Genomic DNA, 15,490 nt, shown 5'->3' with positions numbered 1-15,490 from the left:
GGAGGTATCCTTTATGACGGACATGCGCAGGCTGCCGGATGCCGAGTTTGAACTGATGCAGATCGTTTGGCAGAATCCCACACCGATTTCGACGAACCAGATTATTTCACATTTGCACAACAGTTGGAAGCCGCAGACCGTGTTGACGCTGTTGACCCGCCTGATCGAGCGAGGCTTTTTAAAAAGCGAGCGCATGGGCAAGGAACGCATCTACACCCCGCTTGTGACGCAGGAAGCGTATGTGGCCTTTGAATCGGGCAGCTTTATGGAGAAGTTTCACAAGGGCTCCTTCCGTAGCCTGGTAAGCACGCTGTACGAGGGGCATCAGATGACGGACGCGGACATCGACGAACTGAAGGCCTGGCTGAATGACGTGGACAATAAGAGGTGAGGCATTTGATGTGGTTTACAGGGCTTTTGCGGACCAGCCTTGGCATGTCGGCTGTCATCCTGACGCTACTGGTCGCGCGCCCCTGGCTGGAGCGGCGCGTCGCGCCTGCGGGGCGGTACGCGGCCTGGCTGTTGGTCGTTCTAGGGCTGCTGATTCCGTACCGGCCGACGCTGCCGCGCGCGGCGGTGACGGTAAGCGCGCCGCAGACGCGTGCGGTGATCGTGCCCGTGCGGCAAGATTCGGTCCCGGGCGAGCGCGTCGTGGGCGAGACTGTGCGGAGGCCGACCGATCAAAAGGTAACGGCGTGGCGGGAACCACGGACGGAAAGTGTCGCCGAAGACACGCTCGCGCCGCGCTTTCGCCTGCAGATGCCGGATCCACTGACGCTGGCGGGCATCGTCTGGCTCATTGGATTTGCGGCGGCTGCTGCAGTGCAGAGCGTGCGGCACATGCGCTTCTTTCGCATGATACGCCGCTGGGCGCAGCCGCCGGCCGCGCGGCAGGTGACGACGGTGCTGCGGGAGGGAGAGCGGCTGAGACTGCGGGGAACGGTGCGCACCGTGCGCTGCGCATGCGTGAGCAGCCCGATGGTAGCGGGGCTCCTGCGGCCGATGCTGCTTTTGCCGGAGCTCGAGCTTTCCGACGAGGAACTTTCGTTCATCGTGCGCCATGAGTTGACGCACTATAAACGCCGGGATTTGTGGTATAAGGCGCTGGTGCTCTGCGCGCTGTGCGTCCATTGGTTCAATCCGCTTGTGTACCGGATGGCGCGCGCCATCGCGGCGGACTGTGAGATGTCCTGCGACGCCCTCGTGTTGGCCAATGCGGAGCTGTCGCAGCGCAAGCGCTATGGGGAGACGATTTTGGGCGTCGTTCAGCGTCAACGCAGGCGGCACGTCGCGCTTTCTACCTACTTCTATGAAGGGAGAAAGGATATGAAAAAACGGTTTTATTCGATGTTCGATCGCTCGAAAAAGCGGCAGGGCGGGGCGCTCGTCGCGCTGGCACTTTCGCTGACGCTGCTCTCGGGCGGCGTGCTGGCAGTCGCGCCTGAGGCGGCGCCGGCGGTTTCCGGCGCGCAGGGTGAAGCGGCGGACGCCGTGGACACACATGCGGTTTGGACGCTCCATGAACGTCCGGAGTGGGTGGGCGATCCGTATACCCTGCAGACGGGGTACGTCAAAGCTTCTCTGACGCGGCCGGAGATGACCACGCGGGTCTTGACGCCCAACGAGGTAAAACGGCTGAACGACCTGTGCTACTTCTACGACAAATACGACCTTCGGGCCCAGACCCCCATCCCGGTAGGCGGGCCGAGCGACGCGCTCTCCCTTTCCACGACGGCGGAGGCTTACGTGGCCTCGGTCAATCGCGACGAGCGCGGCGTGCTTCAATACGACGATTACTATCGCGAGAGCGCCGTGTTGCCGTTTGTGAGAATGCCGCAGCGGGAACTGACGGACGAAGAACTGCTTCAGCTCATCGAGCTGGACGACGCCTGCGCGCTGCTGATGCCGTATGTGGATGAATGGACGCTTACGGAGAACGCAGGCGGAGAGGTGTACCCCAATCGACCGCTGACGCGAAAGGAAAACCTTCGCTATGCGGAGATCGAGGCGCGCTACGAGAGCGATTCGAGCTTTCGGCCCGCAAACGGGCTCACGAGTAAGCCGGTCGACGGCGTGTACATCCTGGGCTATAACGGCGGGGGCGAGACGGTCTATCATTATCCGGAGGATCGCGCGGTCAGCGATGAAGAGTTTCTTGCCATGTGCGACGTTCGCGGCCAGCGCATCGCGGCATACAGGGCAGCATGGGAAAACGAGATGCAGTTGCGGGGCGCTCCGAATCCGCTGCCGGAAGGCAGCATCACGGCGGAGCAGGCGCTGGAACTGATTCAGGAGGATTATGGCTTTTCGGGCATGCGCGTATCACGCGGCCCATTGAACGACCGTGAGGATTGCCAGGAGCTCGATTACGAGAACGCGACGGAATGGTTGGTGGATTTGGAGTCACAGCGGCCCGAAGGGGGGAGCTGGAGTGGATACTCGATAACCCTGGACCTGTATAGCGGAAAGGTGAAAAAGCTGAGGTGGTGGGGAAACTTCTACGTGAATTTCAATGAAAGCAACCCGATCTTGGGCTGCCTGACGTCGGCCTATTGGCAGGCGGTGAACCCAGATGATCTCCACTGGATGGAAATCGTGAAAACATATCTTTCGGCGCCTTATCTGAAAACGGGCGAAGTGGAACGCATCGTGCGCAACGGGGACTACGGCAGCGGCATCCTCTTCTTCGACGTCGTCTATGCGGACGGAACGGGTGCAAGCGTTCAAATTGAGGCTGCGAGCGGCTGCCTCGTCTCCTATGAATACCTGAGCGAGGAAGCGCGGCGCGCCAAGGAGGCGCAGGTGCCGGTCAATGGCTGAGTGAACACAAGGCGAGGGAACCCCTCTTCGGGATTCCCTCGTTTTTTCGTTTGGCTGAAAGCAGCTTATTCCTCTTCCGGAGCGCCCTCCGCGTACTGCACGACGAGCTTCAAGTAGCGGTTGCCGAACGCGACGGAGGTGATGTCGTCGTAGGGCAGGCGGGTTAGATCCTCGTCCACCCGGCCCATGCCGTCGATGTAGCGCACCTGCAGCTTCTTCTTGCCCGCCTTTTCGATGGTGCCCAGCAGCAGGTCTTCCTTGCCGGAGACGATGACCGGCTCGCCCTGCGCGAACAGGTCGGTCAGGAGGGCGCTGAAGCTCTCCAGCGACACGGGCGGAAGGCAAAGGGATTCCAGCACGCCCTCGCTCATCATGATGTGCCCGTGAAACGCGGCGCGCTCGTCCGCGCGGATGCTGGAAATGTCGCGCAGACGGATGACCTCATAGCCGTCCGGCTGAAAGTCGACGTAGGGGACGACGAGCACCAGCTTTTCGCTCATCAGCAGCGGAACGCAGCACAGCGGGGGGACGTCCAGCTTTTTGCGCAGAATTTCGATGGGACTGCGGCGGGTAATGCAGTCCGTTAGCAGCGTGCGAACCCAGTCTTTTTTCATGACGACAGCCCTTTCTGCATCCGATCCTATGTATGGGATAAGAACGTATATATACCGCTTCATCATAGCAAATTGAAGCGCGCGCGTCAATACCCGCGCGCCTTGACAAGCCAGGCCGGGAATGGTATGTTATACAAAGCAATTCGGTTGAAAGGGGAAAACGCATGGAAAAGACAGTGCAGGCGCTCAACCACGTGCTCGTGCGCCTGTTTAACGACATCCTGATGATCGAAGAACGCGCGCTTTGTACGGGGGACTTTAAGGATCTCTCGGTGAAGGAGATGCACGTGCTGGAGGCCGTCGGCAACGCGGGCGAGGAAAACAACATGTCCGCGATCGCCCAGCGTCTGAAGGTGACGACCGGCACGCTGACCGTCTCCGTGCAGACGCTCTGCCGCAAGGGCTACCTGACCACGGAGCGCGCCTCTACCGACCGGCGCGTCGTGCGCGTGGAGATGACGGAAAAGGCGATTCGCGCGAACGAACACCACGCGCGGTTTCACCGCCTGATGGTAGAGCGGGTAATGAAGGAATTGTCCGACGAGGAGCAGGAGACGCTTACGAGCGCCCTGGAACAGCTCACGCACTTCTTTGAAAGCTGGGAGGATGGCGATGCTTGAGGCGGCGCCGCGTCGGGGGAAGGACGCGGCAGCGCGGCGGGCGTTCGGCTGGGGGCTGCTGTTCGTCGCGGCGGTTTACTTCTTTATGGCAAACGGCCTTTCGCTGAACCTTCTGGAGCACAGCGTGCACGACTCCTATACCCTGCAGGCGATGCGCTGGCGGGAAGGGCACATCGCCCTCGCGGAGGATTACGACTGGCTGGAGCTCGCCTATTACGACGGCGGCATCTACGTCAGCTTTCCGCCGTTCCCGACGGTGCCGATGCTGCTGCTGACGTTTCTCTTCGGCGCGAACACCCCCAGCATGCTCGTAAACTTCTGCCTGTTTCTGGGGTCGTACGCGGTGGGGTATTGCATCGCGCGCAGGCTGAAGCGCCCCGCGCCGGAGGCGGCTTTCATCGCTGCCTTTTGGGTAAGCGGCTGCAACCTGTTGGAGGTATCGCTCTATGGCGGCGTTTGGAACATCGCACAGGGCATGTCGTTTTTCCTGACGATGCTCGCGGCGTACGGAACGGTCGCGGATACGCGCGCCTGGCGCTATGCATCGCCCATCTGCATCGCCTGCGCGGTCGGCTGCCGGCCTTTTCAGGCGGTGTACGTGCCCTTTATCCTGCTTTGGCTCTACCGGTCGGTCAGGCGCGAGCGCATGGGGAGCGTATGGGATACGCTTTTGCACATGGCACCCTACGTCGCGGCGCCTGCCCTGATCGCCGCCGCCTACGGCTGCTATAACTACGTTCGCTTTGACGACATCTTCGAGTTCGGGCACAATTACCTGCCGGAGTTCGTGGAGGCCAAGGACGGACAGTTTTCGCTCGCTTACGTGGGCAAGAACGTCAAGAACATCCTGCGCCTGCCCTACATGCTGCAAAATCAGCTGAACTTTCCGCACGGATACGGGTTTGCGTTTTACCTCGCGAACCCCTTGTACCTGATCGCCGCGTTCCGGGCAATCGAGGGTGCGCGCTGCCGCTCGATGCACGCGGAGGATTGGCTGCTCGTGGGCACGGCTTGTGCGCACTTCTTCCTGTTCCTGCTGCATAAGTCGTTCGGCGCCTGGCAGTTCGGCACCCGCTACCTGATCGATCTTCTGCCCATGCTGGGCCTGCTCATGCTCCGGCGAGACAAGCCGATTCGCTTTCTCGAGGGAGCAGTCATGATCCTTGGCATCTGCTTTAACGTCTACGGCACGGTGATCTTTCATCTGACGTAATGGGAAACGGCGCGATGGCGCATGGGGCGGCCGGCATTGTCCGGCAACGCTCCTTTTTTCGTTTAGGAAAGCGCAAAAAGCGGGGGCTTAGCCCCGCCCCGGAACCGGCAGATGGATTGTCAGCAGATTTCCGACGCCCAGATCAGCTCCATGCCAAAGCCGGGCCTGTCGGGCACGGTCAACATGCTTTCCGAAAGAGAATAGGCGGAGTCGTCTACGCCCTCGGAGCAACCGAGAACGGCCTCCACGCAGGGAATGTGATGCGGATAGGCAGCCGCAAGGTGAGCGCAGTAATACGTCTTGACGACGTCTCCCCAGGCGTGGGGCGAGGCGAGGTATCCGTTCGCGACGATCTGCGGCATCAGCCGCCGCCAGGCCGTAAAGCCGAACCCGCACACGTCGGGCTGCAGCACGTCTACCAGCCCCTGCGACGCCAAGTGAAGCAGCTGCGGGATGTCTGGCTCCGATTCGCCGTCGGCAATCAGCGTGCCCGGGCGGTTTTGATCGAGGAAACGGTGAAGGACGGCGTCGTTTTTTTCGTCCTCCGCAAAGGGCTCCTCAAACCAGTACAGCGGAATGCCCTCGATGCGGCGCAGGAAGAGCAGCGCGTCCTCCACGCTGTAGCCGTTGTTGGCGTCCACCATGAGCGAGGCGCCCGGGTATTGGGCATGAACCCTGCGTAGGATTTCCACGTCCCGTTCCATGCCGGCGTCGTGCTCCATCCAGCGATGGCCGCGGCCGATCTTGATTTTGAACATGCGGTGGCCGAGCGCCCAATCCTCCGCGCAGTCCCTCAAAATGGCGTCGATGCCCTGCGGCTTTTCCTCCGGAACGATGTCGTTCATGTAGATCGCCCCGTCGTAAATTCGCGCGAAGGGCGCGGCAGCCGGGTTTATCATGCGGGCGACGGAGACGTTCAGGATGACGCCCGCCAGGTCGTGCAGGGCGATGTCGAAAGGGAAGAGGCGGTCATCCAGGATGCCGGACTCCGGCGCGAAGAGATCGCCGACCCTGCGGCCGGTCGCCAACGCAAGCGCGCTTTGGGCCGCAGACAGGCCGCCGCACAGGGCCCCCCAACCGGTTGCGCCCTGATCGGTGACGAGCTGCGCCACGCGCACGCTGCCGCCGAAACCGTGATAGGTTTTGACGGCGTTTTTTCCGTGAAGGCGGGGATAACGGGCGCGAAATTCTTTGAAGCGGATCTCCGCGATACGATGCTGTGACAGCGTTTTCCGTTCCTGTTCGTTCAAGATATTCACTCCTTTTCAACCCTTCAGGCCGCTCGTGGCGATGCCCTCGACGAAGTATTTTTGCAGGAAGAGGTACACCAGCATGCTGGGGATGATGGAAACGATGGACATCGCCAGCACGTTGGCCCAGTTGATGTTGGCCGTTCCCTCGATGCTCATGCGCAGGCCGAGCGCGGCGGTGTACTTGGGCACAGACGAGATGTAGATGAACTGGGACATGAAGTCGTTCCAGGTCCAGATGAAGGAAAAGATTGCCGCGGAGATGATGGCGGGGGTGCAGAGCGGGAAGAGAATGTGCCTTAGAATGCCGAAGGAGGAACAGCCGTCGATCATGGCCGCTTCGTCCAGCTCCCGCGGAAGACCGCGGAAGAACTGGATGAACATGTAGATGAAGAAGGAGGAAGTAGCCATGGCGGCGGGAATCCAGAAAGGAAGATAGGTGTCCACCCAATTCAGCTTGGCAAAGACCAGGTAGCGGGGAATGATCAGCACCGAGGCAGGCAGAAGCATGAGGCCGTACATCACGCTGAACAGCAGCTTCTTGCACGGAAACTCAAAGCGAGCAAATCCGTAAGCGACCAGCAGGCTGGAGGCGATGGTCAGAAGGGTCGAGGGGAGCGTGAGCAGAAAAGAATTCGCCATATAGGTGCCGAACGTATAGTTTCCCACGCCACGCCAGCCGTTCACGTAGCCGTCCGGGGAAAAGGAGTCCGGCAGCAGCTTCAGGGGCTGCCCGAAGATTTCGGCGTTCGTCTTAAAGGAAGCAAGCAGCATGTAGAGAAGCGGAAAAACCATGACGATTCCTAGGGCAACGAGCACAAGATAATAGAGCGTAGTGTTACAGGCGCGGCGGATCCTTCTTGTCGTCGTCATTTTACTGCCCTCCATCGCTGTAAAAGACCCAGTAGCGGGAGCTGAGCTGGATGAGCAGCGTAACGCCCATGATGGCCGCGAACATGATCCAGCTGAGCGCGCTGGCGTAGCCCATGTTAAAGTTGGTGAACGCCTCGTTGTAGAGCTTGATTCCGTATAGATAGGTGGCGCGGTTGGGGCCGCCGCCGGTCATGACAAAGGCGATGGAAAACTCCTGAAAGCAGGAGATCATCTGCATCATGAGGTTGAAGAGCAGGATCGGGGAGATCATGGGCAAGGTGATGCGAAGGAACATGCCCACCGGTTTGCACCCGTCGATGCGCCCGGCTTCGTACAGCTCCTGCGGCACGTTTTTGAGCGCCGCCAGGAACAGCACCATCGAGGAGCCGAACTGCCAGATGGGGATGATGGTGATGGTGCCCAGCGCCACCTTGGGATGCCCCAACCACTTGACGGGCTCCATGCCGAGCGTACCGAGCATCGCGTTGACGACGCCGTTATTTTGAAACATCAGCCGCCAAACGACCGCGATGGCGACGCTGCCGCCGAAGATGGAGGGCAGATAGTACAGCGTGCGAAAGAGGTTGACGCCCCGGTGATCGGTGTTCATCAGCAGCGCGATGAGCAGGGCGAACAGCACACGTCCCGGCACGGCGAAGAGCACGTATTTGAACGTGACCTCGCAGACCTTGTAGAAATCGCGGTCGCGGGTGAAGAGGCGGACGTAGTTGCTAAGCCCGATAAAGCCGGTGTTGTCGGAGAGCGTCTTGTTGGTGAAGGAAAGGACCAGCGAATAGAGAAAGGGATAGGCCTGGAAGATGAGCAGGCCCAGAAACCAGGGCGCAATGTAGGCGAGGCCGACGTATCCACGGCGCGCGCGTCTGCGCGGAAGGGTTTTCAGCATGAACGCCGCATCCTCCTTTCGATGAAGGCAGAAAGAAAACAGAAAAAGGAAGGGCCGCCGGGCGCATGCGCTGCCGTCGGCCCTGACGCTGCGGTTACTTCGCGTCCTTCTGCGCCGTGGCTTTGAGCTCGTCCACGCAGTTCTGCATGGCCTCCACAAAGGCTTTGGCCGCGGCTTCCGGCGTGTAATCGCCGTAATAGACGGCGCTGATGAAATCGCTTTCGATCTGCTCGAGCTGTTCGTTGGTGGAGATGATGTTCTGCCCTGCGCCGCCCTTGTGCTCAGCCGCCCACGTGGCGGCGTCCATGGTGTCCGAATCGATGAGCCCCTGCTCGTTCATGCGGGCGATGGCGAGCTCTGTGGCGGGGATGGAACGCACCAGCTTGAGGGGGTCGATCGCTTCCGAATCGTTGAAGAAATAATCGACGAACCGAAGCGCCTCTTCCACGTTAGCGGACTTGGCGTTGACGGCCAGCATGTTGGTGGGGCGCATCATGATGCCGGTGTTGGCGGCATCGCAGTCGCCCCACATGGGCATGGCGGCCACGCCATCCATGGAGCCCTTTGCGGCCGCCTCGCCGCTGGAGTAATCCGGCAGGCAGAGTACGTTGCCGTTGAGCCAGTCAAACGCCTGATAATTTCCATACGTGCCGACGGCCTCATTTTCCAGGGGGTAGAGCACGCCTTCGGCGTAGCAGCGTTGTAAAAAGCGGAAGGTTTCAGCGGCTTGCTCCTCCGTGAAACCCAGCGTGTAGTCTTCGTTCACCAGCTTTTCGCCGCTGAGGTTCAGCAGGTAGGGCTCAAAGAAGGAGCGGTTCGGGTTCGTGCCGCCCATCGCGAGGTAGGCGTCGGGGTTGTGCGCGCGCAGTTTTTTCGCGTTATCAAACAGGTCGTCCCAGGTCCAGTGCCCAAGCTCTATGCCTGCGGCGTCGGCCAGGGCTTTGTTCACGTAGATGACGGAAAAGTTGAGGCCTGTGGGCAGCCCGATCAGCACGCCGCTGGGGGAGGTGACGCCCTCCAGCAGGCCTTGGGAGATGCCGCTGATGTCTACGACGGATTGGTCGCGGAAGTTTACGAAGTTATCCTGAACGCTCCAGAGCGTCTCCAGGTAGGCATAGTCGATCTGGATGATGTCGGGCGCGGTGCCGCCCGCCAGCTGTGTGACCAGCTTTTCGAGGTAACCGTCAAAGCCGCTGTACTCGCCGACCAGCGTGATCCCGGGATGGGAAGCCTCGTACAGCTTCAGGGTGTTCAGCGTCGCCTCATGACGCTCGTCGCCGCCCCACCAGGAAAAGCGGAGCTGCACGCTGTCCCTTTCGGCCAGCGCGATACCAGAGGTGAGAACCAAGGTTACGGCCATCAGGATTGCCAAAAAACGCTTCATGTGGGAACCCTCCTGTCTGTTTTTTGTGCTCTTCGCACTTGCTGAAGCCAGCATAACACGCGCCGAATCAACGGGGAACTTGAAAACTTTACCTCATTGCGTATCTTTTTTTCATATGGGTTTCAATTTTTAATGACTTTTCACAAAACGGTTTCATTTTTTTAGAATCTGTGATTTAATCATCTCTATTAGGGGAGGGATGCGACATGCTGTATCGCCTGATCTTCGCGGAGGACGATGACCAGATTCGCAATGGGCTGAGCCGCTTTTTTCCCTGGGAACAGCTGGGTTTTTCCCTACAGGCCTGCTTTGAAAACGGCCTGCAGGCGCTGGAGTACGTGCGCCTCCATCCGGTGGACGTGATCTTGACGGATGTGCGCATGCCGGTGATGGATGGGCTTCAAATGCTGGAGAAGATGCGCCTTGAAAACCTGGACGCCTATGTGGTGATTCTCAGCGCTTTTCGGGATTTCGATTACGCGCAGAAGGCCATAGAGCTGGGCGTTTCCAACTACATTGTAAAATCAACCAAGTACGACGAGCTGGTTCAGGTCTTTGAGACGATCCACGAGAACCTCAAGAATGGGCGAAGCGGCGTGGAGATTCGCGCCAGCCTGGAGCCGCTGGAGATGAGCGGCGAGGTGCTGGACCGGATCAAGGGATATATTCGGGAGAACATTGCCTCGGCTACCCTGCAATCCACGGCGGATTACGTGAATTACAGTCCCATCTACCTGAGCCGGCTCTTTAAGGAAAAGGCGGGGATCAATTTCATCAGCTTCATCATTCAGGAAAGGATGCGGCGTGCGGTGGAATTGCTGCGCATCCCCAGCCAGTCCATGATCCAGATCAGCGAGGCGGTGGGCTACAGCAATGAAAAGAACTTTTCGCGGGCGTTCAAAAAGTACTTCGGCGTCGGACCGGCGGAATACCGGAAGCTTCTGTGACCTGCCCGCCATGCCGGGCATCGCCATGCGGCTGCTGCGCGACGAGCTGGCGCGGCTTTTATGCTTCACGCTGATTCCCGTGCTGCTGTTCGGCGCTATGGTTTTTATCGTGATCAGCCACCAGATGACGGCCAAAACCGAGGCGGAGGATCGGGCGCATATGGAATATGTACAGGCCCAGATGAATTTTGTGGTCAAGGAGCTGGATGCGCTGAACCTGACGTTCAGCGTCAATACGGAGATTACGAGCACCTTTGCGCGCGCCTTTTCGCTGAACGACGCGCAGGCCATGAGCTCGCTCAAGAGCATCTGCAAGCACTACATGATCCCCACGGTAGCGGCGCACGACTACATTCATTCCCTTTACGTGTACACACCCAATTCGCAGAACATCTTTTTGTCCAGCGCGACGGGACCGACCCTCGCGTCCGAATACGAGGACGCGGCGTGGCTTGAAACCTATGAGCAGATGAGGGCGGAGGGGAAGACCTACTTTGCCGAACGGCGCGAGTTTAAAAACTACGGGTTTGAGGCTGCGCCGCAGCGCTTTATCACGCTCTACAGGCGATTGTACCTGAGCGAGGGCGTCATCGTGCTGAATTTATACCAGAACTACTTTGACGACCTGCTGAAAAGCCAGAGCACGTCCGGTTCACAGGTTTTGCTCGTGGTGAACGAGGAGGACGAGGTGCTCATGCAGAGCGAGCCCGCGGTTTCGTTTTCTGCCGAAGATCTGGTAAAGCTATGCACGGCCCGCGACGATGTCCTGAAGGAATATCGAGTCAAGGACGCTTCCTATTTCGTCACGCGCCTTCCCTCCGGCAACCGCTATAACTGGATCTACCTCTCCCTGACGCCCTTGGAGGAGATACACGCCTTCGCCCGGAACATCGTGGAGCTGCTCGCATTGAGTCTGCTGCCTGCGCTGATTCTGTGCGCGGTCTTCGCCTGGAGACACGCGAAAAGATCCTGCGACAACGCCCTGCGCATCGTAAGCACCCTGGAGGCGGCGGAGCGCCATGAGGTAGACCTGTCTTTGCCGCAGGCGCAGAAGGAGGACTTCTACGGCATGGTGACGGAGCGCATCGTGCGCAACTACGCGGAGAGAAACAGGCTGCGCTATCAGCTTGAGCAAAAGCAGCGGGATATGCGCGAAATGGAGCTGAACGCCCTGCGCGCCCAGATCAATCCGCATTTCCTCTTCAATACGCTCAAGTCGATCTACTGGATGAGCTTTGGGCTCACCGGCGGTCCTAACGACGTCAGCCGGATGATCGAGGATATGACCGAGATTCTGGAGTACAGCCTGGACGCCTCCGACGATCTGGCCAGCCTGGGAGACGAGATTCGCAATTCCAAGGCATACGTGCAGATTCAGCACATGCGCTACAAGGATCGATTCAAGGTCGCGTGGCGCTATGAACCGGAGCTGGAAAAGTATTATACCGTAAAGCTCCTCTTTCAGCCGCTCATCGAAAATGCGATTATGCACGGCATGAGCTGGAACGCAAAGGAGACGCTGCACATCTCGATTACGTTGGAGAGGAAGGGCGATTTCATCGAGGTTACGATGCACGATGACGGCGTGGGCATCGACCCGGAGCGCCTTGCGCGGATTAAGTCCCGGCTGCATTCGCATTCGGACGACGGACACATCGGGCTGTACAGCTGCAACAAGCGGCTTTGCCTTACCTTCGGGGAAGATTGCGGCATGCAAATCGAAAGCGATAAGGGCACGACCCTCTCCATGCGCTTCCCCTGCCTGACGATTTGAGCAGAAAAGGCGGAATGACAAAAGCTCCTCATGCAGTCGGGGGTCTGCATGGGGAGCTTTCTATATTCATCCTGGCGTCTATTGCCGCGTCAGCGTGAGCAGATGAATTTGGGGCGGGGCGAAAAAGCGCATTGGGACGACGGAGGTGCCTACGCCGTTGGAGATGAGAATCTGGGCCCCGTTTTCCTCCTTCCAGCCTGTGCGATAGCGTTCGCCGTAAGAAGTAACGGAAAAGAGCGCCTTTTGCCCGAAGAGCGTAACCTGCCCGCCGTGCGTGTGCCCGCAGAGGATCAGATCCGCCCAATCCGTCGAACCGTCCAGCGCCGGGATCTCCTGAAAGGAGGGAATGGCATCGGGGTTGTGGGTGAGGAAGATGAGAAAGTCGTCCCGGCGGACGGAGCGGGCGGCCTGAACAGCGTCGGGATGACCGTTGCCGTAGTCGTCGATGCCGGAGAGGTAGATCGTTTCGCCGCTTGAGAGCGTGAGCGGCACCGTGCGGTTGAAGAGCGGCACGATGCCGGCCGCGCTCATAGCGCCTTCGAGCAAATCCCGGTTGGATTCGGGCATCACGCGGTCATGATTTCCCGGAACGGCGTATACGCCAAGGCGTGCGGAGAAAGCGGGCCGCATCTGAAAGAAGGCGACGGCGCCGTCCGAGTCGTTCGCGTAGTCGCCGCCCAGCAGGACGAGGTCCGGGCGCAGGGCGTTCACGCGCGAGACGAGCGCGTCCAGGCGGTCTGCGGAAAAAAACGGACCATAGTGGATGTCCGAAAGGAAAGCCACGCGCAGCCCGTCAAAGCCCTGTGGAAGCTCCGAGAAGGCAAGCGTCTTCTGCTCGACGCGGAGCAGATACGGTTCGATGAACGGATAGCACAGAAGGAGCAGCACCACGCAAAAACGCACGAGCTTTCGGATCAGCCGGGAAAGACAGCCGCGCTTTTTTCTCATGAAACCTCCTGAATGGCTTCATGCCGGTTTTATAGGACCAGCATCAGCATGAGCGGAATGCTTACGAGCGCCCAAAGCGTCGTGTAGGCGACGCCACTGGCGGAGAAGCGCCTGTCTCCATCGTAGAGCTCCGCCTGCATGGAGATGGTCGAGGCGGCGGGCATCGCCATCAGGATATAGGTGACGACGACGGGCAGCTCCGGCAGGCGGCAAAGGCGCATGAGCGCAAGGGACAGCAGCGGCGCCGCGACGAGACGTAGAAACGCCGCGAGGTGATAATCCGGGTCCTTGAAGTCGCGAAGGCGCAGGCCCACCACCCGGGTGCCGATGAGCAGCATCGAAAGCGGCGTCGTGAGGCCGCCGACGAGCTCCAGCACGGAGAGGGGCAGCGCGGGAATGCGGATGCGCAGGACGAACAGCAGAAAGCCGAGCACGGAGGAGATGACCACGGGCGAGATCAGCGCCTTTTTCAGGTTCATGTTTTCGCGACCGCGGTAAATCGCGGCGCCGACCGTCCAGCACAGAATGTTGAAGGAAATGTTGTAGGCCACGCCGTAGATCAGCCAGTCCGGATTGATCGCGACGAGCAGCGGATACCCCATGAAACCGCAGTTGGAAAACGTCAGCAGGTGCGTCATGACCGCCCGGCGGCGGCTTTCGCGTTTTCTGAAAAGCAGCAGCCCCAGCGCGACGAACAGCAGCATCAGCACGGCCGAGGCGGCAAGCACAATCAGAAATCCGGTCAGAATTTCCATGGAGAAGTCGCGCTGCATTTTGGCGATGGTGAGCGCAGGCAGGGCGATATTGACGACGAGCTGGGTGACGCCGCGGATGGTGCGGTCGTCGAAATAACCGATGCGCGTCACGAAGTAGCCGACGAGCACCACGGCGAAGAGCGTAAAAACTTCACTTGCAGCATTCATGGAGGAGACACCCTCTTTTTTCTTATTCAGGTACGTTCGATGTCATACATACGAAAAGCAGCCGCATGGCTGCTTTCCTTCATTCAAAGCGGACGAATCAGGATGAGCGGCGTGAGCTCGTCGCCCTGCCCGGAGGGGTTATCTTTGAGCGCGTCCTGAATCTGGTCGTCCGTCAGCGGGAAGTCGTGGGACTTGCCCAGCTGATTTTGGTCGATGTCGTTGGCGTCCATCAGGACGGTCGGCACGCCCGTTTCCTCTTGAAGCGCGTCGCACAGCTCGACCGGATGGTCGGGGTTGATGAGCGCCATTTCTTTGTACACGTCGAAAGACGAGCGGAAATAAAAGCCGTCGATGCCCGCCACGCCGTTGCCGCAGATCTTGTAGAACAGCCCCTTGACGCCGAAGGGACGCGTGACCGCCGACACGGCGGAGGCGAGCAGCACGCGCGGCAGGCCGCACATGTCGATGACGAGCTGAAGCTTGTAGGGCTCGTGCATGCCCACACCGGTGGAGTTGATGCCCGCGAAGCGGGAAGCCGTGCGCGCGACAAAGCCGGGGTGCACGTCCGCCTTGGTTTTGACCGAGTCCGTGCACATGGCCATGACCTTCGCTCCGAAGGACAGCACGTCCCCCTCCTGATAGAGCGGCAGAACATAGCGGCGAACGAGGTCGGCCTGCGACTCGCGACGCTGCACAAAGTGCGTCTGAATGGCGAAGCGCTGGTAACGCCTGCCGTCCCGACCGGTTAGAATGCCGCGGTCAAAATATACGACGCCGTTTTCCTCGCGGCGCTGAGAATCCACGTTCTTTGATGCGCTGGCCACAGGGCATGTCCTCCTTGAAAAAACTGCGATCCTGTTTTCAAGTATACCCCCGTACAGGGAAAATATCGGATCGATTTGCTTATTTTACTATAGAAGGACAGGCATTGTCAATCTCAGATCACCCTCGAAAAGCGGCATGCCGGGCGGCGCGCATGCAGGCGCCGGCGTCCGAATCGTCCCGTGGAGATGAGCGCGTGGTAATAGATCAGCGTTCCCATCTGCTGGCTGAGCTCAAGCGCCGCGCCGCAGCCGCCTTTGAGGCAGGCGTCCTCCATCTTTTGACGTGTTTGGTCAATTCTTTTGGTCAATACATTGCTCTTCATGCTGTTGTCTCCTCCTGTGAAAGATACTATATCGTGTATTGGAATGGCTTAAGAATAGTATTATTTTGGGGGA

General features: G+C 59.4%; 15 protein-coding genes. 6 read left to right on the top strand and 9 right to left on the bottom strand.

The features are described from left to right. Nucleotides 1-13 precede the first annotated feature (13 nt). Together C1725_RS14860 and C1725_RS14855 are read left to right on the top strand one after the other, a co-directional pair. Complete coding sequence (locus tag C1725_RS14860; RefSeq protein ID WP_102412350.1) at nt 14-391, top strand: BlaI/MecI/CopY family transcriptional regulator; 378 nt, start codon at nt 14-16, stop codon at nt 389-391. An 8-nt stretch (nt 392-399) separates the two neighbouring features. Beyond that, nucleotides 400-2,820, top strand: a complete 2,421-nt coding sequence (locus C1725_RS14855; protein WP_102412349.1) for a M56 family metallopeptidase — start codon at nt 400-402, stop codon at nt 2,818-2,820. Between the two features lie 65 nt (nt 2,821-2,885). Here C1725_RS14855 and C1725_RS14850 read toward each other — a convergent pair whose 3' ends face one another. Beyond that, the gene (locus tag C1725_RS14850) at nt 2,886-3,434 is read right to left on the bottom strand and encodes a hypothetical protein (protein WP_102412348.1); all 549 of its coding nucleotides are present in this window, start codon (nt 3,432-3,434) and stop codon (nt 2,886-2,888) included. A gap of 164 nt (nt 3,435-3,598) precedes the next feature. On the opposite strand from C1725_RS14850, the gene C1725_RS14845 reads away from it, so the two are divergent. Continuing rightward, nucleotides 3,599-4,054, top strand: coding sequence for a winged helix DNA-binding protein (locus C1725_RS14845; protein ID WP_102412347.1), 456 nt, complete (start codon nt 3,599-3,601; stop codon nt 4,052-4,054). Continuing rightward, nucleotides 4,047-5,267, top strand: coding sequence for a hypothetical protein (locus C1725_RS14840; protein WP_102412346.1), 1,221 nt, complete (start codon nt 4,047-4,049; stop codon nt 5,265-5,267). The genes C1725_RS14845 and C1725_RS14840 overlap by 8 nt, the downstream gene beginning before the upstream one ends. A gap of 119 nt (nt 5,268-5,386) precedes the next feature. Here C1725_RS14840 and C1725_RS14835 read toward each other — a convergent pair whose 3' ends face one another. The 4 genes from C1725_RS14835 to C1725_RS14820 form a co-directional block, all read right to left on the bottom strand. Beyond that, the gene (locus tag C1725_RS14835) at nt 5,387-6,517 is read right to left on the bottom strand and encodes an enolase C-terminal domain-like protein (protein ID WP_102412345.1); all 1,131 of its coding nucleotides are present in this window, start codon (nt 6,515-6,517) and stop codon (nt 5,387-5,389) included. Nucleotides 6,518-6,532: 15 nt separating this feature from the next. After that, nucleotides 6,533-7,390, bottom strand: coding sequence for an ABC transporter permease subunit (locus tag C1725_RS14830; RefSeq protein ID WP_102412344.1), 858 nt, complete (start codon nt 7,388-7,390; stop codon nt 6,533-6,535). 1 nt (nt 7,391) lies between these two features. Beyond that, nucleotides 7,392-8,294 (bottom strand): ABC transporter permease subunit, encoded by a 903-nt coding sequence (locus C1725_RS14825; protein WP_102412343.1) that lies wholly within the window; start codon nt 8,292-8,294, stop codon nt 7,392-7,394. A gap of 94 nt (nt 8,295-8,388) precedes the next feature. Beyond that, entirely contained in the window at nt 8,389-9,678 is a 1,290-nt protein-coding gene (locus C1725_RS14820; RefSeq protein WP_346026702.1) for an ABC transporter substrate-binding protein, read from the bottom strand. A 206-nt stretch (nt 9,679-9,884) separates the two neighbouring features. On the opposite strand from C1725_RS14820, the gene C1725_RS14815 reads away from it, so the two are divergent. After that, complete coding sequence (locus C1725_RS14815) at nt 9,885-10,625, top strand: response regulator (RefSeq protein ID WP_102412341.1); 741 nt, start codon at nt 9,885-9,887, stop codon at nt 10,623-10,625. After that, a complete protein-coding gene (locus tag C1725_RS14810) occupies nt 10,552-12,399 on the top strand; it encodes a histidine kinase (RefSeq protein ID WP_102412340.1) in 1,848 nt (615 codons plus the stop codon). The genes C1725_RS14815 and C1725_RS14810 overlap by 74 nt, the downstream gene beginning before the upstream one ends. Before the next feature lie 78 nt (nt 12,400-12,477). On the opposite strand, the gene C1725_RS14805 is transcribed toward C1725_RS14810, so the two are convergent. From C1725_RS14805 to C1725_RS14790, 4 genes are all read right to left on the bottom strand, one after another. Continuing rightward, nucleotides 12,478-13,347, bottom strand: coding sequence for a metallophosphoesterase (locus C1725_RS14805; protein ID WP_102412339.1), 870 nt, complete (start codon nt 13,345-13,347; stop codon nt 12,478-12,480). A 29-nt stretch (nt 13,348-13,376) separates the two neighbouring features. Beyond that, nucleotides 13,377-14,270: an AEC family transporter gene (locus tag C1725_RS14800; protein WP_102412338.1), complete on the bottom strand. Its 894-nt coding sequence runs from the start codon at nt 14,268-14,270 to the stop codon at nt 13,377-13,379. Between the two features lie 83 nt (nt 14,271-14,353). Further along, entirely contained in the window at nt 14,354-15,094 is a 741-nt protein-coding gene (locus C1725_RS14795; RefSeq protein WP_102412337.1) for a F420-0--gamma-glutamyl ligase, read from the bottom strand. A gap of 113 nt (nt 15,095-15,207) precedes the next feature. Next, nucleotides 15,208-15,417: a hypothetical protein gene (locus C1725_RS14790; RefSeq protein ID WP_102412336.1), complete on the bottom strand. Its 210-nt coding sequence runs from the start codon at nt 15,415-15,417 to the stop codon at nt 15,208-15,210. Nucleotides 15,418-15,490: the final 73 nt, after the last annotated feature.

The sequence above is a fragment of the Beduinella massiliensis genome, from assembly GCF_900199405.1.
GTDB lineage: Bacteria > Bacillota > Clostridia > Christensenellales > Aristaeellaceae > Beduinella > Beduinella massiliensis.
The sequence above is the reverse complement of the archived record's forward strand: the minus strand, read 5'-3'. Positions and strand labels throughout refer to the sequence as shown.